The organism is Chitinivibrionales bacterium (genome assembly GCA_014728215.1).
In the GTDB taxonomy this organism is placed as follows: Bacteria; Fibrobacterota; Chitinivibrionia; order Chitinivibrionales; family WJKA01; genus WJKA01.
In genome coordinates, this window is the sequence record WJLZ01000202.1 from 1 (window position 1) to 26,646 (window position 26,646).

At 48.3% G+C, this 26,646-nt stretch carries 24 protein-coding genes; 13 read left to right on the forward strand and 11 right to left on the reverse strand.

Annotated features, from left to right (window positions below; all coding sequences use genetic code 11):
* Positions 1-635: 635 nt before the first annotated feature.
* A complete protein-coding gene (locus tag GF401_18330; GenBank protein MBD3347016.1) occupies positions 636-1,061 on the reverse strand; it encodes a hypothetical protein in 426 nt (141 codons plus the stop codon).
* 564 nt (positions 1,062-1,625) lie between these two features.
* Here GF401_18330 and GF401_18335 point away from each other — a divergent pair.
* The 5 genes from GF401_18335 to GF401_18355 all read left to right on the forward strand — a co-directional run bounded on the left by GF401_18335 (position 1,626) and on the right by GF401_18355 (position 5,446).
* Positions 1,626-1,970, forward strand: a complete 345-nt coding sequence (locus GF401_18335; protein ID MBD3347017.1) for a hypothetical protein — start codon at positions 1,626-1,628, stop codon at positions 1,968-1,970.
* Positions 1,967-2,323, forward strand: a complete 357-nt coding sequence (locus tag GF401_18340; GenBank protein ID MBD3347018.1) for a hypothetical protein — start codon at positions 1,967-1,969, stop codon at positions 2,321-2,323. The genes GF401_18335 and GF401_18340 overlap by 4 nt, the downstream gene beginning before the upstream one ends.
* A 21-nt stretch (positions 2,324-2,344) precedes the next feature.
* Positions 2,345-3,178, forward strand: coding sequence for a hypothetical protein (locus tag GF401_18345; protein MBD3347019.1), 834 nt, complete (start codon positions 2,345-2,347; stop codon positions 3,176-3,178).
* Between the two features lie 247 nt (positions 3,179-3,425).
* Positions 3,426-4,532 (forward strand): hypothetical protein, encoded by a 1,107-nt coding sequence (locus tag GF401_18350; GenBank protein ID MBD3347020.1) that lies wholly within the window; start codon positions 3,426-3,428, stop codon positions 4,530-4,532.
* A complete protein-coding gene (locus GF401_18355) occupies positions 4,427-5,446 on the forward strand; it encodes a hypothetical protein (protein MBD3347021.1) in 1,020 nt (339 codons plus the stop codon). Before GF401_18350 ends, GF401_18355 begins: the two co-directional genes overlap by 106 nt.
* A gap of 157 nt (positions 5,447-5,603) precedes the next feature.
* Here GF401_18355 and GF401_18360 read toward each other — a convergent pair whose 3' ends face one another.
* From GF401_18360 to GF401_18370, 3 genes are all read right to left on the reverse strand, one after another.
* Positions 5,604-6,134: a cyclic nucleotide-binding domain-containing protein gene (locus GF401_18360; protein MBD3347022.1), complete on the reverse strand. Its 531-nt coding sequence runs from the start codon at positions 6,132-6,134 to the stop codon at positions 5,604-5,606.
* Positions 6,131-7,321: a transporter gene (locus GF401_18365; protein MBD3347023.1), complete on the reverse strand. Its 1,191-nt coding sequence runs from the start codon at positions 7,319-7,321 to the stop codon at positions 6,131-6,133. Before GF401_18365 ends, GF401_18360 begins: the two co-directional genes overlap by 4 nt.
* A gap of 111 nt (positions 7,322-7,432) precedes the next feature.
* Positions 7,433-7,660 carry a hypothetical protein gene (locus GF401_18370; GenBank protein ID MBD3347024.1) on the reverse strand — a complete coding sequence of 76 codons (228 nt, stop codon included), beginning with the start codon at positions 7,658-7,660 and terminating at the stop codon, positions 7,433-7,435.
* 459 nt (positions 7,661-8,119) lie between these two features.
* Here GF401_18370 and GF401_18375 point away from each other — a divergent pair, with 459 nt between their 5' ends.
* Positions 8,120-9,304 carry an HD domain-containing protein gene (locus GF401_18375; GenBank protein ID MBD3347025.1) on the forward strand — a complete coding sequence of 395 codons (1,185 nt, stop codon included), beginning with the start codon at positions 8,120-8,122 and terminating at the stop codon, positions 9,302-9,304.
* Between the two features lie 116 nt (positions 9,305-9,420).
* Here the strand turns inward: GF401_18375 and trpS are convergent, their stop codons facing one another.
* The gene (gene trpS / locus GF401_18380) at positions 9,421-10,416 is read right to left on the reverse strand and encodes a tryptophan--tRNA ligase (protein MBD3347026.1); all 996 of its coding nucleotides are present in this window, start codon (positions 10,414-10,416) and stop codon (positions 9,421-9,423) included.
* Between the two features lie 169 nt (positions 10,417-10,585).
* On the opposite strand from trpS, the gene GF401_18385 reads away from it, so the two are divergent.
* Both GF401_18385 and GF401_18390 read left to right on the forward strand, forming a co-directional pair.
* Positions 10,586-12,349 (forward strand): phospho-sugar mutase, encoded by a 1,764-nt coding sequence (locus GF401_18385; GenBank protein MBD3347027.1) that lies wholly within the window; start codon positions 10,586-10,588, stop codon positions 12,347-12,349.
* Positions 12,342-14,018 carry a protein kinase gene (locus tag GF401_18390; GenBank protein ID MBD3347028.1) on the forward strand — a complete coding sequence of 559 codons (1,677 nt, stop codon included), beginning with the start codon at positions 12,342-12,344 and terminating at the stop codon, positions 14,016-14,018. The genes GF401_18385 and GF401_18390 overlap by 8 nt, the downstream gene beginning before the upstream one ends.
* A 14-nt stretch (positions 14,019-14,032) precedes the next feature.
* Here GF401_18390 and GF401_18395 read toward each other — a convergent pair whose 3' ends face one another.
* The 5 genes from GF401_18395 to GF401_18415 are packed head-to-tail and all read right to left on the reverse strand — an operon-like array spanning position 14,033 to position 20,046.
* The gene (locus tag GF401_18395; GenBank protein MBD3347029.1) at positions 14,033-15,853 is read right to left on the reverse strand and encodes a hypothetical protein; all 1,821 of its coding nucleotides are present in this window, start codon (positions 15,851-15,853) and stop codon (positions 14,033-14,035) included.
* A complete protein-coding gene (gene aroB, locus GF401_18400) occupies positions 15,846-16,943 on the reverse strand; it encodes a 3-dehydroquinate synthase (protein ID MBD3347030.1) in 1,098 nt (365 codons plus the stop codon). Before aroB ends, GF401_18395 begins: the two co-directional genes overlap by 8 nt.
* A 4-nt stretch (positions 16,944-16,947) precedes the next feature.
* Positions 16,948-18,228 (reverse strand): 3-phosphoshikimate 1-carboxyvinyltransferase, encoded by a 1,281-nt coding sequence (gene aroA, locus GF401_18405; GenBank protein ID MBD3347031.1) that lies wholly within the window; start codon positions 18,226-18,228, stop codon positions 16,948-16,950.
* Positions 18,225-19,187, reverse strand: a complete 963-nt coding sequence (gene aroE, locus GF401_18410; protein ID MBD3347032.1) for a shikimate dehydrogenase — start codon at positions 19,185-19,187, stop codon at positions 18,225-18,227. Before aroE ends, aroA begins: the two co-directional genes overlap by 4 nt.
* Positions 19,105-20,046: a diguanylate cyclase gene (locus GF401_18415; protein MBD3347033.1), complete on the reverse strand. Its 942-nt coding sequence runs from the start codon at positions 20,044-20,046 to the stop codon at positions 19,105-19,107. Before GF401_18415 ends, aroE begins: the two co-directional genes overlap by 83 nt.
* Before the next feature lie 130 nt (positions 20,047-20,176).
* Between GF401_18415 and GF401_18420 the strand changes: the two genes are divergently transcribed.
* From GF401_18420 to GF401_18430, 3 genes are all read left to right on the forward strand, one after another.
* Entirely contained in the window at positions 20,177-20,773 is a 597-nt protein-coding gene (locus GF401_18420) for a helix-turn-helix domain-containing protein (GenBank protein MBD3347034.1), read from the forward strand.
* Between the two features lie 95 nt (positions 20,774-20,868).
* Positions 20,869-22,158 carry a homoaconitate hydratase family protein gene (locus tag GF401_18425; protein ID MBD3347035.1) on the forward strand — a complete coding sequence of 430 codons (1,290 nt, stop codon included), beginning with the start codon at positions 20,869-20,871 and terminating at the stop codon, positions 22,156-22,158.
* A 23-nt stretch (positions 22,159-22,181) separates the two neighbouring features.
* Positions 22,182-22,712 carry a 3-isopropylmalate dehydratase small subunit gene (locus GF401_18430; protein ID MBD3347036.1) on the forward strand — a complete coding sequence of 177 codons (531 nt, stop codon included), beginning with the start codon at positions 22,182-22,184 and terminating at the stop codon, positions 22,710-22,712.
* 245 nt (positions 22,713-22,957) lie between these two features.
* On the opposite strand, the gene GF401_18435 is transcribed toward GF401_18430, so the two are convergent.
* Positions 22,958-24,061 (reverse strand): mechanosensitive ion channel, encoded by a 1,104-nt coding sequence (locus GF401_18435; protein MBD3347037.1) that lies wholly within the window; start codon positions 24,059-24,061, stop codon positions 22,958-22,960.
* Between the two features lie 205 nt (positions 24,062-24,266).
* Between GF401_18435 and GF401_18440 the strand changes: the two genes are divergently transcribed.
* Together GF401_18440 and GF401_18445 are read left to right on the forward strand one after the other, a co-directional pair.
* Positions 24,267-24,995, forward strand: a complete 729-nt coding sequence (locus GF401_18440) for a glycosyltransferase (GenBank protein MBD3347038.1) — start codon at positions 24,267-24,269, stop codon at positions 24,993-24,995.
* On the forward strand, positions 24,996-26,627 hold the full coding sequence (locus tag GF401_18445; protein MBD3347039.1) for a glycosyltransferase: 1,632 nt from the start codon (positions 24,996-24,998) through the stop codon (positions 26,625-26,627).
* Positions 26,628-26,646: the final 19 nt, after the last annotated feature.

Genomic DNA, 26,646 nt, shown 5'->3' on the forward strand with positions numbered 1-26,646 from the left:
CAGGGAGTTTCGTGTTGAGTTAGAGCAGGTGCTGAAGCGGGGGCGGGGAGATATTCGCTCTTTTGCGCGTGCGTCATTTTGCCAAAAGGCAGTCCGGCAGCATTATTATACTCTCAGGGAAGTCGCCGCATATCTTGGCGTGAACGCATCGTCGGTACTCAAGATGTGCAGGAGACAGGAGACTTAAGGCAATAAAGGCAACTCCGTCCCCAAAGCTCGTCCCCAAAGCTCTCGTCCCCAAGTCTCCTCCGTGCCGAAGATCTTCCTATGCCGATTTTTTCGGCATAGATTATAATCAAGCATTTTCCTTAGAAGGGATACAAAGCGATGGAATCCCTTTCCATATAAAGAAATTCCATACTTCGTTAAATCCAGGGGCGGAGTTAAATAATTGAATTAAGGATTTACTGTTTCATAAGAAAAGACATTACTGCCCTGCGGCAATGGATTTGGCGGTGTTTGTCTTTATCTCGGGCTCTTCTTTCAGGGAAGTCACCCCGTATCCCGATATGAACGCATCGTCGGTGCGCAAAATGTGCAGGCGACAGGAGGCTTAAGGAAATAAAGCAACCCCGTCCCTAATGCGTCCCTAATGCAAATAAATACCTTTCCATATAAAGAAATTCGGTCGCTTCTCAGCCCTTCCATGAAATAACCGTGATATTTCGCCGCCCGGGGTCCCCCTTAAACCGTCCTTTCACCTCCACTTTCTTTCCCGCTAGCCTGCTGATCGCTTTCCCGTTTTTGTTCGGAACAATAGTATATTCAACTGTTTTTCCATGCTGATCGGAAACAATCAGGCGAAAAGCACTCCTTTTTTCTGAATCCTGTAGGCTTTCTATGGTTCCGGTAACTGTAATTAGTTGTTTTTTGGTATGATACGATGATAACGTCCAGGTCCACAGGGCGATACTGCACAAAAGAAAAATTGCGACCGCTTTCATTGAGGTCGTAACGGAAGAATCGCCGTTTCGATTTTTCGATCTAAGTGATTGCTTATTAGCAGGATAAGTGCTCTTTGCAGTTGCTCCGGAACCGGCATTCTCTGCTTGAGAATTCATGGCGAACTCCTTGGTTAAGTTATTTAATTTCAGCAAGAAACTGGAATCTGGATGCTGTATGCTGGATACCGGATGCAGAATGCCGGTTGCTAAATCCATTTTCCTGCCCCACTTTCCTAATCCATTAATCCATTTTCCTGATCTATTTCCTTAATCTATTTTCCTTTTTCTTGCCCTCGCTTACTGCAAATCAAATGCCATTGTAATCAATCCCTAATCTTTGCGATAGCGGATGATTGAACAGGTTTTGATAGGCATTAATTCCGAATAGCGGCTGAAACAGGACTTAAAAGTTCCGATTTTCTGTTGATTAAATTCCGATAAGGGCGAAATACCGCAATCCCTTCCTCATCAATCACCACTAGTCCGGTCTCAATCGCGCTATGCTGAATTCCACAGTTGAATCCACCACACAACCGCTTGGTGCAGCGGTCAGCAAAAAAAAAGCAAATTCCGGATTTTCAGGCTTCAGCAAGCTCGGGACAGGAGAACTGTTGTGGTCCCTGCCGGTTTCAGAGTACAATCTACTTGACCCATCTGCCGGCTGAATCTAATTTTTAGCCTATGGAAATAGTAAAAGAAAAAATTGCAATTGCACAGTTGAAAGAAATGTCGCAAAAGATGTTCGGAAATTTAGTGAAGGCTGTGGTTGATGTAAATCGCCGGAAAATTGCCGTAGACGCCGATTTGCATTCCGATCAAGAAGCGCTGCTGCTAGAGGATGGCTCAAAACAGCAAGACATATGGGGAATAAATATTTATCCCGAATTAGATCTCACCGATCCAGGCTTTATTGAGTTCGATTCAATGATTAATTTAAGGCCATCGCAGGGAAATCGCAGTCGAGGTGTAGAAAATCCTGAAATGCAGGAAAAAATAATCAGAATTGTCCGGGATTGGATTAAATGAGCATGCAACATAAAGGGTTAATTTCCGGACGATGGTTTGAAATGCCGTTTATCGAACAGATGGCCAATATCGGCAGTGAAATTGAACGTACAATAAACTGGAAAGATAAGGGCAACCAAGAGTATTCCAATCTGGCTTTTGATCGCGTGCTCGAGCTCCTGGATTTAACTATAGCAGATCCCAAAAACGTCTCCCGTTTAAAAGAACTCGTACGGACCCGTGAAGCTCTTGCCGATTATTTTGTTTTCGATAATGAATATAACAGCACTGCACAAATCTGGAAAAATTACTTTTTCGCTTTTTCCTGGGCAGCCGCTCTCAGGCGGGAAAAGGCTTCTCAATCAGAGAGATAACTCATTGATATAAGATCAATTATGCAGGAACTCTCAAGATATGCGGGCGACGGGGGCCTTAAGGCAAAAAAGGCAACTCCGTTCCGATTGGATCTTCCTGAAGGCATCCTCACCTTTGAAACAAGCCTTCCGGCCGCGCCCGCACGAGTCAGTCATATCGTACGGAACCTGTTTCCATTCTGCGATAGGGTGAATGAGTTGGGCGCCGGTATTGCAGCGCAATTCGGGAAAAAAATCTCCTGCGGTCCCGGATGTGGCGTGTGCTGCCGGCAGATGGTCCCTCTGTCGCCGCCCGAAGCCGTGCATGTGGCCGAGGTCCTGCAATCGCTTCCCGACAAAAGAAAAGAAATTATCAGTGAACGATTTACCGCTGCCCGCACGCTGCTGAAGCAAAACGGCCTTATCGAAAAAATCATGAAACTCTATATGTGCAGCGCGTCCGATGAAGAAATCCTTGCGGTCAACCGGGAGTATTTCGACCTTCATATCACTTGCCCGTTCCTGGAAAACGGCTCCTGCAGCATTTATCACGAGCGGCCGTCACGATGCAGAGAGTATTCGGTGCTCTCGCCGCAATCTCTCTGTGAAGACCCTTTCGATACACGAATCAGGCGGCTCCCGGTCACAGTCAGACTCTGTGAATCGATTACTTATATCTGGGCCTCGCTCACCGGTAAACCACCCCGGATCATTCCGCTGATCGACGCTCCCTTCTGGATCGAGAATAATCAGGATGATCTCATGCTCACGGTGGATAATCCCGAACCGCTTATGAAAGCTGTCCTGGAGCACGCCTGCTATGGCGCAAACAAACGTGCAAAGGCCAAAATGGCGAAAATGAAATCAGGCGAATGACACTTTCGCTACAGCAGCACATAATGGCCGGTTGTATTGTTCTGCATTTTTTTGTTGATTGCATCGCTTAGTTTGCATATCTTATAATATTGTACCCACTCAAGTCCATAAGGATGATTTCTGGAGTCATTCCGGCGAAAGCTGGAATGACGAGGCGGATCCCCCTGAGTAGTTACATAACTTTTTGATATTCCGGTCCTATCAGCTATTTTTCATGATCTGTTCGATCAAGCGAAGGGATTTTTTGATGAGCAAGCGGTGCGTTGTTTTTCTGGCGATCTTAATCCTGTTTAAAGTGTCATATCCCGAAAAGAGGATTCCCGCCTTTCCCGGCGCAGAGGGATTCGGCATGTATGCAAAAGGCGGAAGGGGCGGCAAGGTCCTTTGTGTGACCAGTCTCGACGATTACGATCCCGAAAAAGAGGATACTATCCCCGGCACGTTCCGGTGGGCCTGCGAGCAGCCGGGGCCCCGTATCGTGATATTCAAAGTCAGCGGCACGATCGAATTAAAAGCACCAATCTGTATCTCGGAATCCTATATAACGATCGCGGGCCAGAGCGCTCCCGGTGACGGCGTCTGCCTGAAAAACAGCACCCTGGCGCTTCTGGGCGACCGGGAAAAAGAGGTGACCGATGTGATTGTCCGGTATTTGCGGGTCCGTCCGGGCGACAACCGCGCGTTTATCGGCGATACCACCGCCCCGGTCCGCACCGACCGCGCAACAAACGGCAATGACGGCGTCACGTTCCGCAATGTCCATAACTCGATTATCGACCACTGCTCGGTCTCCTGGGGTGTCGATGAAAATATTGAGTGCATTTGGCACAGCAAAGATGTCACGATCCAGTGGTGTATCAGCGCTGAAGGCCTCCATAAGAGCACCAATCGCAAAGGCGCGCACAGCAAAGGACTCATGGTCGGCTATCACACCACCAATGTCACGCTTCACCATAACCTGATCGCTCACTGTGTCGACCGGAACCCGTATCTTCCGGCAGACAACGAGTATCCTCATACAATCGATGTTGTCAATAATCTTGTCTACAACTGGTGGGTACGGGCCGGAATCGCCTACCCGAAAACGAACCACAACGGCAATGTCAATTTTGTGGGCAACTATTATATCATGGGCCCAACTCATGGAAAAAACCCTGCCTTACCCTCTGCGTTGACACGCGGGTTTTTGCACGAGGCAATATCGGCCCGTACCGGGTATGCGAGGACCAGGATGAATACGATGCAGTCGTGTGGGCCGGACCGCAGCAGCGCGACAGCCTGCAATATCCTGGCCGGTTCGATGCCCCCGAAGTTTCAACGCAGCATTATCTCGAGGCGTATGAATCTATCCTGAACAATGCCGGCGCAACCCTTCCACGGAGAGACTCCCACGATCATCGGGTTATCCAGGAGGTCAAACTCCGCAGCGGAAAAATTATCAGCCATCCCTCGGAAGTCAACTGGTGGCCCGTGCTCAGGCCCGCAGCGCCTCCCACAGATTCAGACAATGACGGCATGCCTGATGAATGGGAGAAAAAGCATGGCCTGAATCCGCAGGACCCCAGGGATGCCTCCGGGGACAGGAACAAGGACGGCTATACCAATATTGAAGAATGGTTGAACGGCATTGTCGAAAAACCATTTAGGTCGGAAACAAATGCAAAAATTGCGGGCAATGGGACCGATAAGAATCCGATTATTATACCACGGGCAAAAAGCGAAATGACTGTCGACGGGTATGTTGACGAGTGGAAAAAGACGCCCTCCATGCCGCTTCCGTTGCAGAAAAAGCAGACCAGCCCGTTCTATTTTGCCTGGAATGAAAAAGGATTGTACGGCGCGGCGGTGCTCGATGATTCCATTCTGCATTTGTACGATGGTGACCCGTATCTCGGCGACTGTATCGAGCTGTTTATCGACCGGAACACCGCAACCACAAAGGATACGATCTACGATGACGCTGTTCAGATAATGTTTCTCCCGACCGAAAACCTGATCGCCGGTCCTTGCTATATACATATTCCTTACAAATGGAACCAGCGTGACAAAGAGTTGCTGCAGGCCCATTGGAACTGGCATAAAGATGGTTACACGATCGAATTTTTTATCCCTGCCGGATTTTTGGAGCCGGCTAAATTAAAGAAAGGCTCAACCTTCCGTCTCAATTTCAACCGTACCCAGGATGGCGAAGCCAGGGAGCAGTTTTTCGGAGAAAACAGCAAGGTGTGCTTTTTCCCGAAACAGTGGGCGCTGTGCAGGTTGGAATGAGAGGAGCGGGAGAAGATTATTCGCAACAAGCGCTCAACGAATCCGGGAAAGAGGAAGAATGAAAAGCTAAGGATTTAGAGATTTGGGTTCCGCTCGTTCGTTCGTGCGCTCACTCTTCTTTCGTCGCGTCACCGCGTCGTCGCGTCGTTTCACGACATTACCGCTCACCCATCCCTTCACTCTCGGCCATTTCCTCAACCAGGGCATCGAAGAGGGTAATAATATCGCTGTTTGCTTTGCGGATTCTGTTACAGACAATGCGGGTTAATTCCCTTGTGACATGAAGGCCGATAGGGGGGGATTCATCGCCGAGCTTGATGAATTTTTCCCGGCTGAGAACATAGAATTCACAGTCGGTTTTGCAGATGACAGTCGCGGAGCGTTTGTCGGGATCCAAAAGGGCAATTTCACCAAAGAAGACGTTGTCTTCGGCTTTCAGTTCGATGACCGTGTAGGAGTCCCCCTGCATGGTCTTTTTTTCGATAATAACGGTCCCCGATTTAATCACATAGAGTTCATCCCCCTCTTCGCCTTCGGCAATGACGACATGATCTTTTCCTACAGAGACCGTGGTAAAGAGTTGTGCGATTTTCTCCATGGCCTCGGTGCTGTCGGCAAAGGCTTTGAACAGGGCGATGTTTTTGAGGCGGTCAATCTTTTTCTGAAAATCTTTTGATTGTGCCATCATGCATGTTCCGGTGAAGGTGAATAGGTTGTTCCCCAAATGGCGATCGCTTTGGTATATCTTTTAATATCGTAATCGTGCGGTGGATTGATTACCGGTTCATTGGCGATAAGCCCTTTGACATTTCTGAGGTCGGGGACCAGTTTGGATATGTCGGGATTTTTCTGTGCTTCCCGCAAAGCTTCTTTTTTCCGGAGCATGATATTGCCGGTGTTTTCGAGAAGTCCCACTACTTGGAGCGTATGGTTCTTTTTGAAATGTTCGATTAAATCGCCGTAGGTTTTACCGATAAGCGACTCGGGCAGATCGACTGTTTTGATACGTGCCTTGCTCTGTTTTGATAAGAGTGATTTAACAACATGAGAAAGACCTTCGCCCGAGGAGGCCGAGGCGAGCATAAAACGGGAAAACTCCCGGGAAAGCAGGATCTCATCACAATGGGAAATCTTGAGATACTTTTCGAATTTGGTGTCCAGGAGTTCGGCACACACATAGGCCTTTTTGTTGAGATTTTTAATCGACATTACTGCCATGACTGTTTTTGAATCTATCTGCTGAAGGTCGCCTTCGGTATAAAAATCGGCCATGACAAGAATCTTTGCAGCGCCCTTGATACCGGCCCGTATCAGCACCCGTTCTTCGATAAAATCCCCGTGAACATAATGGATACCTTTGAAAAAAGGTTCGCTTCGAATAGCATTGATCTCTTCGAGCGGAGCACGGTTTAGGAGAATTGTCGTTGATGGATCATGTTCGGGATTTCGTGTCAGGACTTCGCGTAATACCAAATCCATCCCCTGTTTCCAGCCGCAAACAATAAAATGCCTGGTCATGCTACTGTAATCCATGAGACCCTTTTCCTCTTTCATTTGACGTTCGAGCAAAAAAGATGCAATACGACCGGTAACCGTACCCATCATGGCGATTCCAAGAAAAATAGTAAGAATTGCAACGACCCGGCCAATCGTTGAGTTGGGCAGCCGGTCGCCATAACCGACGGTGGAAATTGTTACAATGGTCCACCAGAGGCTGTCAAAAAAGGAAACAAAACCTTCATTCCTGTTTCGTTCGATGAGAAAAACAACAAAGGAGCTGAGGAGTATAACACCGATAAAAAAGAGGATGATTTTCAGCCCCGAACTCGTTTTTACAAAGATCAGGAGCCGCTTGAGTTTCTTTTTATAGCTCATCGCCGATTCGGGCTAAAAGGAAGACTAACTGGTTGAACAGCATTGTATTACGCATAGTGAATGCGATTAAAGTATATCTTTTGGAGGCCGGAAATGCAAGCGGAGAATCTCTTAGTAAAGAGAAGGGTCCGACTTCAATGTGCTGCTGAAAACCGGAGCGATCTCTTCAACAATATTTTCCAAAACCGTATTGCTGCTGTAATAACCACTCTGAATTTTCTGTATCAAAGCATCCAGATACTCCTTCTGAGAATCGGGCTTACGCCATAGAAACCGGCCTTTGCGGACATTGGGCGATTGTAACTGAGGAGGATCTATTTCGTCCCTGAAATAATTCACGTCCCTGCTCCTTCCGGATAATGCTGATGGTGCGTTTTATTATGTAATATCGGTAGTGGAAAAAAAACTCTTTAGGAAGACATCGCACATTGCCGTTTTTTTTCTCCTTCACAAGGTAAATGCAAAAGGTATATAATGGTATAAACAGTCATAAAATCGATAGTCATCCATTTTTTGGCAAAGGCAGGGGCTCTTTGGTTAATTCAGCGATATTCACAACGTACAATATCCTCGGAGCGATTGCTCCGGCACTGAAATATAGCATCATTGGTGTACTTTTTTGTCATTTTGCATTTGATGATGAATCCAGCTCTTAATGCTTAAAAAAGCCTGTGATTCCCGGACCAAGTCCGGGATGACAGCAAAAAATACAAATGAAACACGCCACGTTTAGTTACCGAAATAATACATTCATTCATATGCATCCTAGCGCACAGCAACAGGGGTTAAGCTTTACTAATGGTCAGATATAAAATTGATGATGTTACCGACGACATGGTTCTTGCCGAATCAATATTTACTTCATCGGGAGAACTGCTCCTTGCAGCAGGTTACCGGGTTACCGAGCGATACCGGCGACGGCTTAAATCCCTTGGTTTCGGCACAGTCAAGATTATAGTTGAGGGGACCGAGGAGGTTATTCCCGAAACGATTATCTCCGAACATGTCCAGCGGGAAATGTCGGTGGCTTTCAAAAAGACCACTTCGGAGATGAAATCGCTGTTTCAGTACAAACAGCAGACCCAGAAGACTGTGCAGGACCTGATTGCCGAAAACCGCAATCACCTCGACAAGCTGATCATGAATTCCGGCATTGTCAATACGCTCGACAAGTTTATCGAAGAGATCCTTGCTCAATCGGCGGTAGTGCTGAACCTTTCGGCCCTGGCTCAGATCAATGAATCATACTTCACCCATGTAGTCAACGTGACCATTTCGGCGCTCTGCCTGGGAAAGAAATACCGGTTTTCCTATGATGAAATGAAACAGCTGGGAATGGGGGCGATCAACTATGATCTCGGGCTGGTGGCGATCTCGAAGGATATTTTAGAGAAGAATGAACCGCTCACCGATGAAGAAAAGCGCCAGTTGCAGCAGCATACGGTATACGGGCATCTGATGCTTTCCCAGAATCCATCGATACCGGCTACCAGTTCGGCGGTGTCCTTTCAGCACCATGAATATCAGAATGGGACCGGCTATCCCCGGGGATTACGGGGAGAAAACCTTCCGCCGGTAAAAGATTTTTCCAGAAAAAACATGATCCATCGCTATGCCGAGATTGTGGCGGTTGCCGACGCCTACGATATGCTGTCGAACGGAAGAAAGCATTACAGCAGAAAACATGATGCCCGCACTGCGCTCAGACGGCTGATCGAGCTGGGGGGTAATTTTCTCAATGCCGATGTAATCAAAACAATGATCACCATGATACCGCTTTACCCGGTCGGCGCCAGAATACGGGTTGTCAACGCACCGATCTCACAACTCGTGGGCTACTACGGAGTGGTAGCCAGAGACAATCACGAAAATCTCGAACATCCCCAGATTATTCTCTACGAAACAAAGCATCATCAGAAAGTAAAACCTATCCTTATCGACCTGTCAAAGCATCGGGGGTTTATTGTCGAGCTGGCAGGCTAGTGAGAGTGGGCAGAAGTCGAAGTGTAATGAAATATTAGATCCATAATCCTGTTTCATTCCCAATCCAGTATCCCCTCGCCTCGTCGCGTCGTTTTCCCCCGTGCTCTTCCCGATTTTCATCGGGACAGGCGTGCGCTCATACGCTCATTCTTCCCGATCCCGGTCAGCATCCTGACCTTCTCAAGCGTTTTCAATCCCACAGCGCGGGCTTTTTCTTTTCCCTTGATGCGGATTTCCTCAACGTAGTCGAGATTGTTTATTAATTCTTCGCGGCGCTTGCGCTGGGGGGCGAAGTATTCCCAGAGTAGAGCAAAGAGTTCCTTTTTGGCGTCACCGTAGCCATATCCGCCCCGGCGGAATTTTTCTTCCATCTCCCGGGCTTTGTTTTCATCGGCAAAGAGGCGGTAGATACCATAGATAACGCTCCGGCCGGGATCCTTGGGCTCTTCAACCGGCGTCGAATCGGTAAGAATCGACATGACCTTTTTTTTCAATTTCTTTTCGGGCGCAAAAATCTCGATAATGTTGTCGTAGGACTTTGACATTTTCTGACCGTCAACACCGGGGATTACCGCAACCGTATCCGAAATCTCGGCGTCGGGGATAGTGAACACTTCACCATAGGTCTGGTTGAATTTGATCGCCAGGTCGCGGGTGACTTCAACATGCTGTTTCTGGTCTTTTCCCACCGGTACCAGATTCGACTGATACATGAGTATGTCGGCAGCCATGAGCACGGGATAGCAGAAGAGTCCGGTGTTTGCCGGGATGTCCCTGGCCACAGCGTCTTTATAGGCATGACATCGCTGCAGAAGTCCCACTGGACAGACATTATTGAGATACCAGGTCAGCTCAGTCACTTCGGGAAAGTCGGATTGCACCCAGAAAACCGAGCGGTCGGGATCGATTCCCAGGGCAAGGAGATCGATCAGGGCAGTGGTGGTATTCTGATACAGCTTTTGGGCATCGAAAAGGGTCGTCTGACTGTGCATATTTGCGATAAAACAGAAGAGTTCGCCCCGGTCCTGGGATTCGATCATCGGTTTGATCATTCCGAGGTAATTGCCGATATGAAGCGTTCCCGAGGGTTTAATTCCTGAAAGTATGCGCATAGTATGAACTCCGGATGTATTTAATTATTTTGTATGGTTACACTGTGCCCATCGCAGCCCGAATTCACCGGTCTGCCGGCTGCCGCAATCACGTTTACTTTTTAATTTTCCAAAAATACATCATGAGACATAGATCAATTCATACTTTGGAAGGACAGGGAAAATAAAAATGGAACAATCGGAAATAATTAAAAAAGCGAAGGAATATTGTGCGGTCGAAAAGGACCCGCAGTTCAGACAGGAAGTCGAGGACCTTCTGGGTAAGGAGGATTTTGAAGCGCTTGGAGACCGGTTTTATACCGAATTGAATTTCGGCACCGGCGGATTACGGGGTATTATCGGCGGGGGCTTTAACCGGATGAATCCCTATATTGTCCAGCGGGCCACTCAGGGGCTGGCTAATTATATTGTCAAAGAAAAAGACCCGGCCCGGGCATCGGTTGTCATTGCCTATGATTCCCGCCGCTTTTCCGACCGCTTTGCTCTTCAGGCAGCCTGTGTATGCGCAGGAAACGGTATCAAAGCTTATTTGTTTACCGGACTTCGCCCGACCCCTGAGCTTTCCTTTGCTGTTCGTCACCTGAAAGCAACAGCCGGGATCGTGCTGACCGCCAGTCATAATCCTGCCCAATACAATGGATATAAGGTTTACTGGGAAGATGGTGCGCAGATTGTTCCCCCTCAGGATAAGGCAATCGTTAATGAAGTATACGATGTAACCGATATTACCGGTATGTCGGAAAAAGATGCCGTGAAACAGGGCCTCCTTGTGCATATTGACCACGAAATTGATGATGCGTATATCGAGACGATTCGTCGTCAGGCCTTGCGTCCCGATCTGATTAGAGGACGGGGAAGCGAGCTTTCGGCGGTCTATACTCCCCTTCACGGGGCAGGGCGAATGCCGCTGCAGACGGCACTCGAAAAGATGGGGATTACCGTTACCCCGGTGGAAGAACAGAAAGAGCCCGACGGCAATTTCCCGACCGTTACCTATCCCAACCCGGAAGAACCATCGGCGATGAAAATGGCCCTTGAGCTTGCCGAACAAACAGAGGCCGATCTGGTTCTGGGCACCGATCCCGATGCCGATCGGCTGGGTGTGGGCGTGCCGGTGGACGGCTCCTGGGTTCTGCTCACCGGGAACCAGTTGGGGACCCTTCTGCTCGATTATATCGTGACAACCCGAAAAGAGCAGGGAACGCTGCCTTCCAATGGTGCGTTTGTGAAAACGATCGTCACCACCGAACTCCAGCGGCTGGTGGCCGAAAATGCCGGGCTTGCCTGCTATGATACCCTTACCGGGTTTAAATATATCGGCAAACTGATCCGCGATTTCGAAAACATGGAAAAGGGGCCGGAATATGTATTCGGCGGTGAAGAAAGCTATGGTTATCTCGTGGGGACCAGTGTCCGGGATAAAGATGCGGTCTCTTCCGCGGCCATGACCGCCGAAATGGCGCTCTACTATCGAACGAAAGGCATGACCCTGTTCGACCGGCTCAATCAGATCTATGATGAATACGGGGATTTTGAAGAAATCCTTATCTCGAAGTATTTTACTGGAGAGAAAGGGGCGAAGATTACCTTATCGATTATGGATGAACTGCGCAACAATTCGCTGGCTCAGTTTGCCGGTCAGGAGGTCGTTGTGATCAAAGATTATCTTGACGGCACCACGCTGGATAAACGAAAAAATGTGAAAGAAAAAGATATAAACCTTCCTTCTTCCAATGTTTTGCAGTATTTTTTATCCGACAAGACTATTGTCAGTGTCCGTCCATCCGGTACAGAGCCAAAAATTAAATTCTATGCATCGTGCCGCAGTGAGCCGAAAATGGAATTATCACAGGCTAAAGAGGTGGTACACGGTAAGATAACCGCTGTAGAGACGGAAATCGATAACCTTATCGACCGATTGAGTCATGCCTGAGAAAAAACGGAAAACACCGGCCGAATCATACGATGCACCCGATGATGCAGCGACACCTTCGGTGTCGGACCCCTTTATCGGCAAAACATTCGGTCATTGTGAAATAATCGAGAAAATCAGTGAGGGCGGCTCCGCCTATGTTTACCGGGGCTATAATGTGCGGTTCGATCTCGACCGGGTGATAAAAATCCTGAAACCATCCCTTACCGAGGAAGAAGATTTTTATTTCCGTTTCAGGCAGGAAGCGCAGCTTACCGCCCGTCTAGACCATCCCAATATCCTTCGTGTTTTCGATACCGGTGAACAGGACGGCTATTTTTATATCGAGATGGAGTATATCCGGGGGCAGACCCTTCGTGAATATATCCAGATGAACCCGAAGCTGAATGAGCGGGAAATACTCGAGATAACTACCCAGGTCGCCCGGGCGCTCGATTATGCTCATAATGTCGAGATTACCGCACCCAACAACGAAGTCATCCATGGGATTCTTCACCGCGATCTGAAACCCGAAAATGTCATGCTGACCCAGGGAAAGCTGGTCAAGTTGATGGACTTCGGTGCGGCAAAACCGCTCAATATTACCTCAAACACGATGCAGGGGATGATTGTCGGGACCTTTCATTATATGTCGCCCGAACAACTTAAGGGCGAGGATCTCGATGCGCGGAGTGATTTTTTCTCTCTCGGGATTATCATGTACGAGCTGTGTACCGGGGTAAAACCCTTTGCCGCCGAAAATCTCACCGAACTTATCGACAAAATTACAACCTGTAAATATGCCAAACTTCGAAGTGTCCGCCCGACCGTAACGGTCCTGACCGAAGAATTGATCGATCGGCTTTTGTCGAAAAAGCGGGACCATCGGCCAAAAACGACAAAGGAGATCGAAGAGATAATCCAGATATCAGCGCAGCGCCTTACCGCCTGGAGCGAGGGACGGCGGGTGCGGGTCCCTTTTTCATTTAAACGGGCATTTCCGGCTATTTCGGCACTTTTCTCAACCCTCGCCCTGGCATTGTCGATCTATTCGGCCTTTTTTAAATCCGGTACCCCTACTAATGCCACCCTATCGTCAGCAATGAAGAATTCGGGGTCGGCGCTTTCCGGTTCCACATTGCTTGGTAAGGGCAAGGAACTCGAACGGCGGCGGCTGTGGGGTGAAGCCGTGCAGGTGTATGAATCGGTCCCGACGGTCGATGAAGGCGGGTTGGCAAACGAGTATCTCGAAGCCCAGATCAGGCTGGCCTATATCTCCTTTACCTACCGAAATCAGCTGACCAAGGCCCGGTCGATCCTCGAAAAGTTGAGGATGGAATATTCCGATCCGGCTATCGACGCCTATCTCGGGAAAATTTACATGCGCCAATCGCTGCATATCGAAGCCAAGGAACGGTTCGAGACCGCACTCTCCTCAACGAAGGGCTCGGTCATTCAGATTACCGACGAATTCAAAAGCGACCTTCTCTTCGATCTGGCAACCTCCCTCGATAAACAGTATATCTATGTCGACAAAGACCCGGGAGTGCTCATGGAAGCTATCAAGGCATGGTCTTATTTTATCGAGTTTGCAGGATGCGATTCGAAAAAGTCGAAAAATTGTATTTATGCCAAAAAGCGGATCGAGGAACTCCACAAGATCGACGAGCAGTTAAACCGGGGCAAATAGCTTTCCGGTCTTACTTACGGAAGACGCTTTTTTATTTTTTCAAATCCCTCTTTTAAATCTTCTTTTTTCTCGATTTGCGGCCGAGCCTTTTCCTGTGCTTGGTGCCAGCGAGACTCTTGTTCCTCCTGTTTTCCGGAGGTAGACTTTTTCAAAGCCGAATAACTATTGGTGAGTTCGGCGGACAACTGACTGCAGAGGTGCGTTATCTTTTCATGAAAAGCCTTCGAAAGGATTTCGATGCTCGAATCGATATGTTCTTTCAAGATAGGCAGATAAATGGTTTCATAATGTTTCCCGAGAGCTTCTTTGCTTTTAAAGCGGTCGGAAAAAGAGGTGCTCAACCGGGCGAGTGTTTCATCGGTATTTTTGGAGATGCTTTCATAGGGCGGTGAAATCTCCATGCCTTCAAGGGTGTCCTTTACCGCATCGGGGATGGTAAAGGTAACGTTAAGCAACTGCCGGGCTTTTTGGGCAATCCGTTCGAATTCCCGGCGATGGATCAGCGATGCTTTTCTGAGCGGCTTGTTGATGGCTGTTGTTACCTGTAAAACAAAAGCCTTGCTTGCCTGGGTATAAAAGGATGGATAGGATGTCGTAAGTCGGTCTTTGAGCATGAGCTTGACATTGTCCTGCTTTAAGATGTCGTGAAAAAACTCTTCGGTTTGTCCGTGAAGGCTTTGCTTCTGCTTATCGATCGTTTTGTCTAAAAATTCGGTGAGGGCCTTTTTTTCAGCCTCAACCATGGTGATCTCCGACTGAGACTGTTTTTCGATGTCCTCGACTTTTTCTTTGAGCTGCAATACAGCTTCATGAAGCTCCGATACCGGTGCACCGATTTCGGCAATTTCTTTGCCCAGAGTTGATGTGATGCCGTCGAGTGCATCGTGCAATTTTTCATTGAGGGCATGGGAAAGGATAAAATATTTATCCGCGATCATGAAATGATTGATGGCGTCGACAATCGCCTGCAAACCGCTGCGGTTCCAGGGCTGATCGGTTTCATCGCGGGCCGTCGACGATTCGCCCTGCCGGGCGTTAATCGGAAAAAGCGTGACATCGGTGGGAAGGTCGAGATGTTGCCGGACTTCGGCGCGGACAAATTTGGTGGTCTTTGTCCGTTCTTCTTCATTCAACAAATCGACTTTGTTAAACACAAAAAATATGCGGGGAACAAACTTCTGCATCTCCTTGAGAAAGGAGACTTCAATTTCGGTAATAGGCAGATCCGCGCTTAAAAGAAAGAAGGCGGCGTCGCATTCAGAGAGCAGGTCGATCGTGGTTTGCGTATTATGAATAAAGGTGGAGCCGAATCCCGGCGTATCGATAATAACCGTCCCGTTGCGCACCAGATCACTGGAACACTCTACATGCACCGATGCAACCTTATGCCGGTTTTTCGGATTGTTTTCTTCAGTGACATATTTAATAAGGAGCTGCTGAATCGCTTCACTTGAATTTTCGGCAATTTCATCGTCTTTTTCATCAGAGAAACTCACGATGCTCTTTTCTGTGCGCCCGTAGCGAATGACTGTCGGAACATTGGTGAGGGGAAGCACTGACGTAGGGAGCACTTTCACGCCTAAAAGTGCGTTGATAAAGGTGCTCTTTCCCCGGTTGAACTGCCCCAGAACGGCAAAGTGCAGCTTGCCTTTTGATAACCGCTCCCGGAGTTCTTCAATCCGCTCCGTATATATATCGTAGCTGGATGGGAGTTCTTTGCAGAGATCAACGGCCCCATTGATAATACTGTCGATTGAAACACCCTGGTCTATAGCGGTCTCGGATGAGGGAGTATGCGATGGTTGTTGAATCGGTCTGTCGTTGTTGTCAATCATTGGCCGGTTGAGTTTTAAAAATCCGGGTAAGGGTGGCTATAATAGCATTTCGGTCAATATCGCTTTTTATTATTGATTTTCCCGGAGAGGTCGGCACGATAAAGCGGATCTTTCCTCCAGAGACTTTCTTATCGGAGAACATGGCATCGTACAGGTGTTCGCAGTCAGGCGTATCAGGGAGTTCGGGCATGCCCGGCTTTTTGAGAAGAGCCTCGTATGCTTTCCGTGAATCTTCGGGTACAGTGCCGATTCGCACTCCCAGATCGCAGGCGCAGGCAATTCCCCACAGGACCGCTTCGCCATGAAGGATTTTTTCATAATTATAATAATTTTCGAGCGCGTGTGCAAAGGTATGGCCGAAATTGAGCAGTGCCCGGTTGCCCCTTTCACGCTCATCATCGGAGACAATGCGTGCTTTGACGGCTATACTGCGTCTGATACCCTCCTGCAGAATACCGGGCTTTTTTGCGATCATATCATCGTGGTGTTCCATAACAAAATCGAACATCTCTTTTCCGCCGATAAAGGCGTATTTGTATAACTCGGCATAGCCGGCAATAAATTCGCGCTCGGGGAGGGTGGAAAGATAAGCGGTATCGACCCATACCAGACCCGGTTGGTGGAATGCACCGATCAGATTTTTACCTCTGCGATGATTGACCGCGGTTTTGCCTCCCACACTCGAATCGACCATGGCTAAAAGGGTGGTGGGTATCTGGATGTATTTGACTCCCCGGAGAAAGGATGCAGCGGCAAAACCGGTGATATCGCCCACGACGCCGCCGCCAAAGGCAATAATAACCGAACTCCGCTCCAGACGGTTCTCAAGAAGCGTATCGAGGATGCCCGACCAGGTGTCGATGGTCTTGTATTTTTCGCCGTCGGGAATAGCATACACCAGCGCGTCGAGGGAATGCTGAAGCTGTTCGATCTGAGAACGGTACAGTTCCTGGATCGTCGTGTTGGTGACAAGGGCAAAACGGGCCCCGTGAAACTCTTTTTTAATTGCAACGGCCAGTTCTTTGAAGGTATCAGAACCTATAAAAACAGGATATGAACGGTCACCAAGTGCTACGACAATCTGCTGCATAAAGCTATTCTCCAATTTCTTCCAGTACTGCGCCGATATTTCTGAAGTCTTGTGCAAAGGATGGATAGGTTATTTGTGATGCTTCAGCGGTAGTGATAACCGTTTCGCCTTCGGCAACCATCCCGGCCAGGGCCAGGGCCATGACTACCCGATGATCACCATGACCGTCAACAACCGTACCTTTGAGTTTGCTGTGATGAATCTTCAGGCCATCGGGTTTTTCCTCGATCTGGGCTCCCATTTTTCTTAATTCCCGGGTGATAATTGCGATCCGGTCGCATTCCTTGATGCGGGCATGGGCGACATTGACTATTTGTGTTGTCCCCTTTGCGCAACATCCTGCAACGGCTATTGCCGGCAAAGAATCGGGCATGGCGTTCAGATCGATCGTGGTTCCCTGCAGCTCCCGCGGACCCCTGACCGTGGCCGACCCATCGTTTTTCTCAATGACAACGCCCATTGTCTGGAGAACCGTGAATATCTCTTTGTCGCCCTGGGGATCGCTGAAATCGATCCCGTCGACTGTAAGGGTTGAACCGGTAATTGAAGCCGTTACAGCAGGAAATGTCGCCGATGAAAAATCACCGGGGACAGCCCGGTTAAAACTGTTATAGCGCTGGTTCCCGGGTACGAAAAAGGTTGTATAATCCGATGATGCTTCGTAACGGATCCCCATGCTCCGGAGCCACCAGAGCGTAATGTCGATATAGGGTTTTTCGTGGGGGTTGTGCACGGTGATCGTTGTATCGTCCGAAAGAAGAGGACAGGTGAACAGAAGACTCGAGACAAACTGCGAAGAAACTCCGTCGACAGTGGTTGCGCCGCCTTTCAACGGTCCGTGAATGGTAAAGGGTATATCCCCGGTATCGCTTTCGATTTCGTAGATTGCGCCAAGGAGCGTTAATGCCTCAAGGAGCGGTTTTGCCGGACGGGACCGCAGGGAATTGTCGCCGTCAAAGCGGCGCCTGATCGAACCCAGGGCCGCCGCCGAGGTAAAAAGATTGGTTGTAGTCCCCGAATTGCCGGTATAAACATCACCGCTACCTAAATTGTAGTTTCCGCCGATGCCGTCGATTTCGAGCATTGTACCGGTGTCGTGTATCCCGGCGCCAAGGGCCTGGGCTGCATTCAGGGCGGATTTGCCGTCACCCTGCAGAAGGGGGTTGCGGATTATCGATTTTCCCTCTGCAAGGGTCGCGATTAAAAGTGCACGGATTGTATGGGACTTGGACGGCGGTATGTGAATAGTTCCGTCTAATTGTGATCCTGCCACTTTCCATTTCATTTGTGCACGACCAGCCTTTCCAGTTCTTCCATGTCGAATATGTCTTCAGGGACATTCGCTCCTGTCCAGTAGGTGAAGGACGCCAGCCCCTGGTAGAGCAGCATCCTGAGTCCGTTCTGAATGGTACACCCTTTTTCTTCAGCCATGGCTAAAAGCTTTGTTTTGGGTGGATTATAGATTGCATCAACAACAGTCATTGTGGGGTGGAGCATCTCCTTTTCCAAGGGGGAGACATCGGCGCGTGGATGCATGCCCAGTGAAGTACAGTTGACACAAAGGGCACATGGTTCCATCCGGTCTCTGAGAGAAGCGTTGGAAAAAAGCGTCCACTGAACGGGAAAACCGGTTTTCTCGGTAATTTCTTTGGCAAGGCCCCCGACCCGGTCTTCATTGCGGCCCACCAGAGTAAGGGTGGCGGGAATTTTTTTTAGGGCAAGCGAAAACCCGAGGGTACGGGCGGTTCCACCGTTGCCCAGAATAACAATATTGCCGCCCCGGGGCTCGTGCCCCATCCATCGCAGTGCACCATAAAAACCCTGCGGGTCGGTCGTGGTGCCCCAGAGTCGATCGTTGTCGAAATAGAGCGTGTTTACTGTTCCGGTTAAGCGGGAAATATCTGAAACATGGTCGCAACGTTGCATGACTGCCCGCTTGTGCGGGATCGTGACATTGGCGCCGGCAAATCCCATGACTTTCAAAGCCCCAACCGCAGTCTGGATATTTTCAGGTTTAACTTCCAGGGGTATGTAGACAAAGGGAAGGTCGAGTTTTCTGAATGCATGGTTTTGAAACACCGGCGAGACCGAATGCGCGACCGGATAACCGAACAGGCCCACCAGGCGCGTGTTTCCCCGAATTATCTGACAATCCATATACTCAACTCGCGGATTCTCTGAAGAATGCTTTGACTTTGTTTCTTCCGCTGTTTTTTGCCCGATAGAGTGCAACATCGGCCTCATCGATCATTTCCGAGGGTTCCTTGATATCGTCGCGGAAAGCGGTGACGCCAATGGAAACTGAAAGGCGGCCGCCCGGAAGGTGCTGTTCGTTAACAAAGCGGTAGTCGTAGAGCGCATTGCGGATGTTGTCGGCCGTTGTCATCGCCAGACTGAGCGACTGGTTCGGCAGCAGAATGGAAAATTCTTCTCCGCCATACCGGGCAACCGTATCGTCGGTGCTGCACACGGCATGGAGAATCCGCACTGTCTCGATCAGTGCGATGTCACCCTTGATATGCCCGTTGAGATCGTTATACATTTTGAAATGATCGAGGTCGAGCATAAGCATCGAAAAGAGATTTCCGCCGGTTTTGGCTTTAAAAAAGAGCCGCTTGATCTGCTGCTCGAAAAACTGACGGTTGTATGCCTTGGTCAGGTCGTCGGCCAGTGCACGGCTTGCCGTGTCGGCATATTCGTTGGCATCGATGATCTTCGGATGCTTTATCTTCCGTTTGATATTGGTATAATAATCGAGTGCCGCAACATGGATACCAACATTCCGTCCCAGTTTCTGGCTTATATCGTATTTATGCTTCAGGATCTCTTTCCAGTCGCGCTGGGCTTCGTTTTCAGGAAGACGGATCTGGATGAGTGCAAATATGATATCCTGGTGATAGGTGCCGGGTTGCTTATCGAGCGATAAAAGAATCTCTTCATCCTTCTCGATATGCTCTAAAAGATCGCCGCCGGCAAGCTCGATCGCCTGACTTTCGGTCAGCTTTTTCAGATTTTGTATATCGTCAATCTTCAGATTGGTGCTGTCGAGCTCTTTTTCGAGCTCCTGAAGATTAACCTCGGTGTATTTTTTGCTCTTTTCCATAAATACAAAATATTTGATATCCGGTTTTAAAACATCTCTTTTTGCCTTCGGCTTAAAAATACTATTTGCAATACTCCCCGGCGTCGTTTTTAATTTGACTTTTTCTTAAACATGTTTTATAATTACTGTAATGAATAAAGTAATACTGAATTATCCTCGGGATCACATTGGAGCTATTCTCAGGGCGTACCGGGAAAAGACCGGCAAAAATCAGAGTGATATTGCCGAAAAAGCGGGGATATCGATAAGCATGCTGAGTCAGATAGAACGGGGAAAAGTGTCGCCGTCGATTGAAACGCTGATGGGTGTCTGTTCATCCCTGGATATGGATATCGTCGATCTGTTCAGGTTTCTTTCGCCGGCCCGGACCGCGCGTATTCATCGTCCGGGAGAACGTCTGACAACGGCAAACAACGGTGCACAGTACGAACAGTTGATAACGAGTTTTGACAACGCATATCCCGCAGAGATGTTTCTTCTGGAGATTGCCCAGAGCCGTGAGGTTGAATTATCGACCGGGGGGCATGATGGTGTTGAGATGGGGTATGTTTTGTCGGGTATGGCGGTTTTGTGGGTTGGAGAATCGAAGTATGATTTGAACGTGGGTGACAGCATATCGTTTAATGCGCGACTACCCCATAAGCTGGTCAGTGGCGCCCACGCACCTTTTCGTGCGGTCTGGTGCGCAATCCCCCCGCACAAGGATTATTTGCAGGTAGATTCATGATCGGGACTGAGTGAAGGATTCGGTAACAATAGATACAACGAAACGTAATGAAAAAAAGTAGTGATACATAACCATAGTTGAAACGAGGGATACCCATGGGAAAAACGATCACCGAAAAGATTTTCCAGAAGCATGTGGTTGATGAGCCCTTTAGGGGGACAAAAATTGTCTCTCTGGATGTTGTTTTATGCCATGAGATAACCACCCCCATTGCAATTGCCGATCTGGTATGGCGTAAAAAGGACCGTGTTTTCGATTCGTCAAAAGTAAAGGCGGTCATCGATCACGTAACGCCGTCAAAGGACTCGAAGACTGCTATGCAGGCGAGGATTTTGCGCGACTGGGCGCATCGCCACAAGATTAAAGACTTTTTCGATGTGGGGTGTAACGGCGTTTGTCATGCGATCTTTCCGGAGAAGGGTTTTATCCGTCCGGGCTACACGGTAATTATGGGAGACAGTCATACCTGCACTCACGGCGCCTTCGGCGCCTTTGCCGCCGGGGTGGGAACGACCGATCTCGAGGTTGGTATCCTCAAGGGGGTCTGTTCGTTCAGGGAGCCGAAAACGATCCGGATCGATATTACCGGTAAACCGCAGAAAGGTGTTTTTGCAAAGGATATCATTCTGGAGATTATCAGGCAGCTGACTGTCAATGGTGCTACCGATCATGTGATCGAATTTGGTGGTCCGGTAGTCGATTCCATGAGCATGGAGGAGCGGATGACGCTCTGTAATATGGCTATTGAGGCCGGTGGAACATCGGGTGTATGCATGCCCGATTCCGTCACGGTCGATTATCTGTGGCCTTTCATTTCTGAAGAGTATGGAAATGACAAAGCAGCGGCGATCGCGGCGTTCCGGCAGTGGCATTCGGATGATGACGCCCGGTATGCTTCACGGCATACCATCGATGTTTCAGCGCTCGAGCCTGTTGCGACGGTTGGGTATAAACCCGATCAGGTGAAAAAACTTTCCGAATTAAGTGAGACGAAAATTGATCAGGTATATATCGGGAGCTGCACTAATGGACGGCTCTCCGATCTTCGGGAAGCCGCATCGGTGATGAAAGGGAAACCTCTTGCCCCCGGCGTTCGAGGAATCGTTTCACCGGCAACGCCCGAAATATTCAAGGCGGCCATGAAAGAGGGAATTCTTCAGACATTCATGGAATCCGGCTACTGTGTGACCAATCCTACCTGCGGCGCATGCCTGGGCATGTCCACTGGTGTCCTTGCTGAAGGCGAAGTGTGTGCATCCACAACAAACCGGAATTTCAACGGACGGATGGGTAAGGGAGGAATGGTTCATTTAATGAGTCCCGCCTCGGCTGCCGCAAGCGGTATTACCGGACACCTGACTGATCCCAGAGAAATTTTAAAGTAAGAGCATAGAGAAGGAGCGCTATTATGAAACAATTCGGCGGATCGGTACTGTTTTTAGACAGATCCGATATCAACACCGATGAGATTATTCCCGCGAAGTATTTAACCGAGGTTGCCAAGGGGGCTTTAGGGCCCCATTTGCTGGAAGACCTCAATCTCGAGGGATTCGATCCCGCGGGTGAGAATCTCAGGCAGGCACGGGTGATAATTACCCGTGAAAATTTCGGCTGCGGTTCCTCGCGGGAGCATGCACCGTGGGCGCTGGAGGTTAATGAAATTACAGTTGTGGTGGCTCAAAGCTTTGCCCGCATATTCCGCCAGAATATGTTCAATTGCGGTATGATGGCGATTGAACTACCGAAAGAGACAATCGATACGCTTTTTGATTTTAACAGAAACGGCAAAGTAGCGTGCGCAGTCGATCTTGACAATAAAAAACTTGAGTTTAACCGTGATGACGGTAAAAACATATCGGTCTCCTTTTCGCTGAGTGAATTCGATGAAGCGCTGGTGAAAGCCGGAGGATGGGTTGAGTTTGCGGATGCGAGATATTGAGGAGAGATGTGGACAGGGAGAAGAACAGGTTGAGGACAAGAAAGAGAGATAAAAGATAAGGGGAACGATTACGACAATGCTTTTTGGGTTTAATCATTTCTCATCAGTCTTGTCCAAAATAGAACGCTAATTACGCTGATCAAGCTGATATTTGCCGATCAGAAATATAAAAATATCAAAAAAAATCAGCGATAATTAGGCAAATTGGCGTCATCGGCGTTCTATTTTTGGACAGCTCTGATTTATCATGCCTGTTTTACATGAAGTGTTCGGGTGGGAAAGGCGATGGAAAGCCCCATGTTTTCGATCAGCCGCATAATGGCAAGATTTATCTCCTGCCGCACGGCAAGATGCTCCGACCAATCGGTGGTGTTGGTAAAATAATAGACAAGGATATCCAGTGATGATGCTCCGAAATCGGTGAATTTAACCATCATGAATTCCTGACTAACGTCTTCGTGAGTTGTAAGAAGTTTTTCAATGCCTTTCACCGCATTTTCCATCTGTTCGGCTGTGGTTTCGTAGGTGACACCGACCGTCATCTTTACCCGCCGTTTCGGCATGCGGGTATAGTTATCGATCGATTCGTTGGCCAGGACCGAATTGGGAATACTGATCAGAGTTTTGGGAAAGGTCCGGATCCTGGTGGAGCGGAATCCGATCTCTTCAACAACGCCTTCATTATCCTGTATCTTGATCCAGTCGCCCTTTTTAAAAGGCCGGTCGGCAAGGATCATCATTGATCCGAAGAAGTTTGCGAGTGTATCTTTGGCAGCCATTGCAACGGCAAGGCCGCCGATACCAAGACCGGCGATAATGCCTGAAACTGAGTAGCCGAGTGCCTGAATGATATAGACCATGCCGAGAATAAAGAGAAACACCTTGATTGTCTTCTGAAATATCGGCACCAATTGGTCATCAAGACGGCTGCTGGTTTTCACGATCCTGTGCAAAAGATAAACGCCCACAATGTCGATTATGCGAAAACAGAGCCAGAGCCCATTGAGCACCACACCTATTTTGATGGCAACGAGAAGGAATTTTTTAACATCAAAAGGCTCCAGCGGCAATCTGAGCACATTCGCAATAAGGAATGCGCCAAAGAGGAGAACAAAATTGCCCACCGGCCTGCTGGAGTTTTTAACAATTAAATCGTCGATCTCGGTGCGGGTTTTACGGGCAAATATAGTGACTCTGTTAAAGAGGAAGACGATAATTCGCTCGATGACAAAGGTTCCGAAAATGAGGATAAAGACGGTAATCCACTGCTGATTTTGGATAAAATCGGTGAATATTTCGGCAAATTCGGTGAATTGCTGTTTGAAGGGAATAAGGTAAATATTGAGCATAGAAATCCTACAGTGAAAGTATCCTGGAATGTGATGTTATGAAAAAATAGATTAATTCACTCTTCAATGGTTAAGCTTTGCCTCTGCACAAAACGTATATTTTTCCATATTAATGCTCATGCATTGACTAAAAACCGAGGTTCTATCGTAGTGAATATAAAACCATCAGAGCCCAATTTACCATACTTTATCGAGAGAATGAGCAATGTCTGAAGAAAACTCGTTGATAATAATTCCCACCTATAATGAGAGCGAAAATATCGGTCTTATTATTCCCGAGATATACAAGGTTGTTCCCGGCACCGATGTTTTAGTGGTTGATGATTCTTCCCCGGACGGTACAGCCAACTGCGTGAAGGCGTTGAGTGAAGAATTCAGCGGAGTCCATCTGTTGAGTCGGGCAAGAAAGGAAGGGTTGGGAAGAGCCTATATCAGCGGGTTTAAATGGGCACTTGAGCGGGATTATGAGTATATTTTTGAAATGGATGCCGATTTTTCCCATGATCCATCCTACCTTCCCAGGTTTTTAGAAGAGATTAAAAATAGCGATCTGGTGCTGGGATCACGATATAAAAACGGAGTTAATGTGATTAACTGGCCTATGAGCCGTTTGATGCTCAGTTATTTCGCCAATATGGTTTTCACCAGAATTATCGCAGGCCTTCCATTCACCGACAGTACCGGCGGATTCAAATGCTTCAGAAGGAGAGTCCTTCAGGCATTAAATCTCAACAAAATCGGCTCATCAGGATACTCCTTTCAAATTGAGGTTAATTATCTGGCCTGGAAAAAAGGCTTTCGCATTAAAGAAATCCCCATTATTTTCACCGACCGCAAGCGTGGTGAATCAAAAATGTCGACAAAGATTATTCGTGAAGCTATGCTTCTTCTCTGGAAACTCAGATTGCGGTCATTTATCCATAGGAATGGATAGTTGAATTCACAAAGCAGTCCTTCGGGCCTTATTTCGATCGTTATCGTTAATTATAAGGTGCCAACGTATCTCTACCAGGCACTTTGTTCGATAAAGCATGCAGACCGTTACGATCAAACGGAGATTATTGTTGTCGATAATGCGTCCAACGACAATTCCGAAAAACTGATTACCAAAGATTTTCCCGAGGTAAAATGGATAGCGCTGAAAAGCAATGTGGGATTCGGTCGTGCATGCAATGTAGGAGCCAGGAATGCAAAGGGAGACTACCTTCTGTTTCTCAATCCCGATACGGTCATCTCGAAAAACACTCTTGCTGCGTGTGCAGATTTTCTCGACAGTAACACAAAAGCCGGGCTGGTGGGTCCCAAGACACTCAACCCCGACGGTTCGCTTCAAATAAGCTGCCGGCGGAGTTTTCCTACTCCTATAGTTGCACTCTACCGGTTTTTGGGCCTGAGCAGGCTTTTCCCGAAGAGTAAGACCTTCGGTCGATATAACCTTACCTACATGGACCCGGATGAACCTGCGGAAGTCGATGCTGTTTCAGGTTCGTTCATGTTTATGCGCACAAAGTTATATGAAGAGATCGGCGGTTTTGACGAGCGGTTTTTTATGTACGGTGAAGATCTCGATTTGTGCGCGCAGGTGCGGAAATGGGGCTATACTGTCTGGTATTATCCGGTTACCCAGATAATTCATTTTAAAGGGAAGAGTTCATCAATACAGTCGTTCAGGGCGCGGTGGGCCTTTTACCAGGCGATGATTCTCTTCTCCAGAAAATATCGTCATACCCATGCGGCATTTTTCCCCCAGTGGCTGCTCTTTCTCGGCACCGCGCTTTTGGGAGCAATTAACATAGGGGCAAATCTTTTCAAGACATTCACCGCCTGTTTTATCGATCTCCTGATTATCAACGCCACCCTCTGGGGAGGGCTGATCATCCGTTATAAAATGACCGATATGGTCAATCCCTACATGGCGGGTAATATTCTTGTTATCCTGATAATGCATCTGCTTATCTCCCTTAGTTATATCTGGGTGATGGCGTCTCGGGGGGTGTATACCAAGGAGCGATACTCGACATCCAACACCTTTCTTTCGGGCCTGATTGCGTCGGTGCTGTTTATCGCCTGCGCATACTTTATCAAATCGATGGCATACTCACGGCTGGTTATTGCTATTGCTTCCATAGTCATATCGGTGCTTTTGGTCGCCTGGCGTGAACTTCTTCCAGGAATCGGCTCACAATTGAAACGGGTGATCGCATCGACCGGAAAAGTCATTGTTCTGGGTGACGGCCCTGTTGCTTCGAGTCTTATCGACAGTGTCGAAAAAGACAAATCCGCCACACTTCACGGTGTTATCTGGCCCTTTACAGATGCCCAGCCGGGGCAATTTAAGGGATATCCGGTTGTGGGCGGTCTCGATTCGATTGCATCAATTTTAGCCAGGGAAAAAATCGACCTTCTTCTGATCGCAACCACCGTACCCTGGTATTCTCATATCATCGAAGCCCTTTCGTCGACCCAGGTCAAGAGCCTGACTATACGGTGGGTACCTCATGAAATACTTGATCAGAAAAAAGAAGAGCTTCCCGAAACAATCCCCCTTCACGACTTCAAGGTATAGGTGCAGACCTGTAATCGCC

Bases quoted from the DNA above. Each gene is read 5' to 3' on its own strand.
- GF401_18415 (MBD3347033.1), bottom strand. From the start codon at position 20,046: ATGGAAAAGAGCAAAAAATACACCGAGGTTAATCTTCAGGAGCTCGAA.
- GF401_18425 (MBD3347035.1), top strand. From the start codon at position 20,869: ATGGGAAAAACGATCACCGAAAAGATTTTCCAGAAGCATGTGGTTGAT.
- GF401_18340 (MBD3347018.1), top strand. From the start codon at position 1,967: ATGAGCATGCAACATAAAGGGTTAATTTCCGGACGATGGTTTGAAATG.
- GF401_18345 (MBD3347019.1), top strand. From the start codon at position 2,345: ATGCAGGAACTCTCAAGATATGCGGGCGACGGGGGCCTTAAGGCAAAA.
- GF401_18420 (MBD3347034.1), top strand. From the start codon at position 20,177: ATGAATAAAGTAATACTGAATTATCCTCGGGATCACATTGGAGCTATT.
- GF401_18395 (MBD3347029.1), bottom strand. From the start codon at position 15,853: ATGATTGACAACAACGACAGACCGATTCAACAACCATCGCATACTCCC.
- aroE (MBD3347032.1), bottom strand. From the start codon at position 19,187: ATGAGGCCGATGTTGCACTCTATCGGGCAAAAAACAGCGGAAGAAACA.
- GF401_18365 (MBD3347023.1), bottom strand. From the start codon at position 7,321: ATGAGCTATAAAAAGAAACTCAAGCGGCTCCTGATCTTTGTAAAAACG.
- GF401_18430 (MBD3347036.1), top strand. From the start codon at position 22,182: ATGAAACAATTCGGCGGATCGGTACTGTTTTTAGACAGATCCGATATC.
- GF401_18360 (MBD3347022.1), bottom strand. From the start codon at position 6,134: ATGATGGCACAATCAAAAGATTTTCAGAAAAAGATTGACCGCCTCAAA.
- GF401_18435 (MBD3347037.1), bottom strand. From the start codon at position 24,061: ATGCTCAATATTTACCTTATTCCCTTCAAACAGCAATTCACCGAATTT.
- GF401_18440 (MBD3347038.1), top strand. From the start codon at position 24,267: ATGTCTGAAGAAAACTCGTTGATAATAATTCCCACCTATAATGAGAGC.
- GF401_18350 (MBD3347020.1), top strand. From the start codon at position 3,426: ATGAGCAAGCGGTGCGTTGTTTTTCTGGCGATCTTAATCCTGTTTAAA.
- aroB (MBD3347030.1), bottom strand. From the start codon at position 16,943: ATGCAGCAGATTGTCGTAGCACTTGGTGACCGTTCATATCCTGTTTTT.
- GF401_18335 (MBD3347017.1), top strand. From the start codon at position 1,626: ATGGAAATAGTAAAAGAAAAAATTGCAATTGCACAGTTGAAAGAAATG.
- trpS (MBD3347026.1), bottom strand. From the start codon at position 10,416: ATGCGCATACTTTCAGGAATTAAACCCTCGGGAACGCTTCATATCGGC.
- GF401_18330 (MBD3347016.1), bottom strand. From the start codon at position 1,061: ATGAATTCTCAAGCAGAGAATGCCGGTTCCGGAGCAACTGCAAAGAGC.
- GF401_18390 (MBD3347028.1), top strand. From the start codon at position 12,342: ATGCCTGAGAAAAAACGGAAAACACCGGCCGAATCATACGATGCACCC.
- GF401_18385 (MBD3347027.1), top strand. From the start codon at position 10,586: ATGGAACAATCGGAAATAATTAAAAAAGCGAAGGAATATTGTGCGGTC.
- aroA (MBD3347031.1), bottom strand. From the start codon at position 18,228: ATGAAATGGAAAGTGGCAGGATCACAATTAGACGGAACTATTCACATA.
- GF401_18375 (MBD3347025.1), top strand. From the start codon at position 8,120: ATGGTCAGATATAAAATTGATGATGTTACCGACGACATGGTTCTTGCC.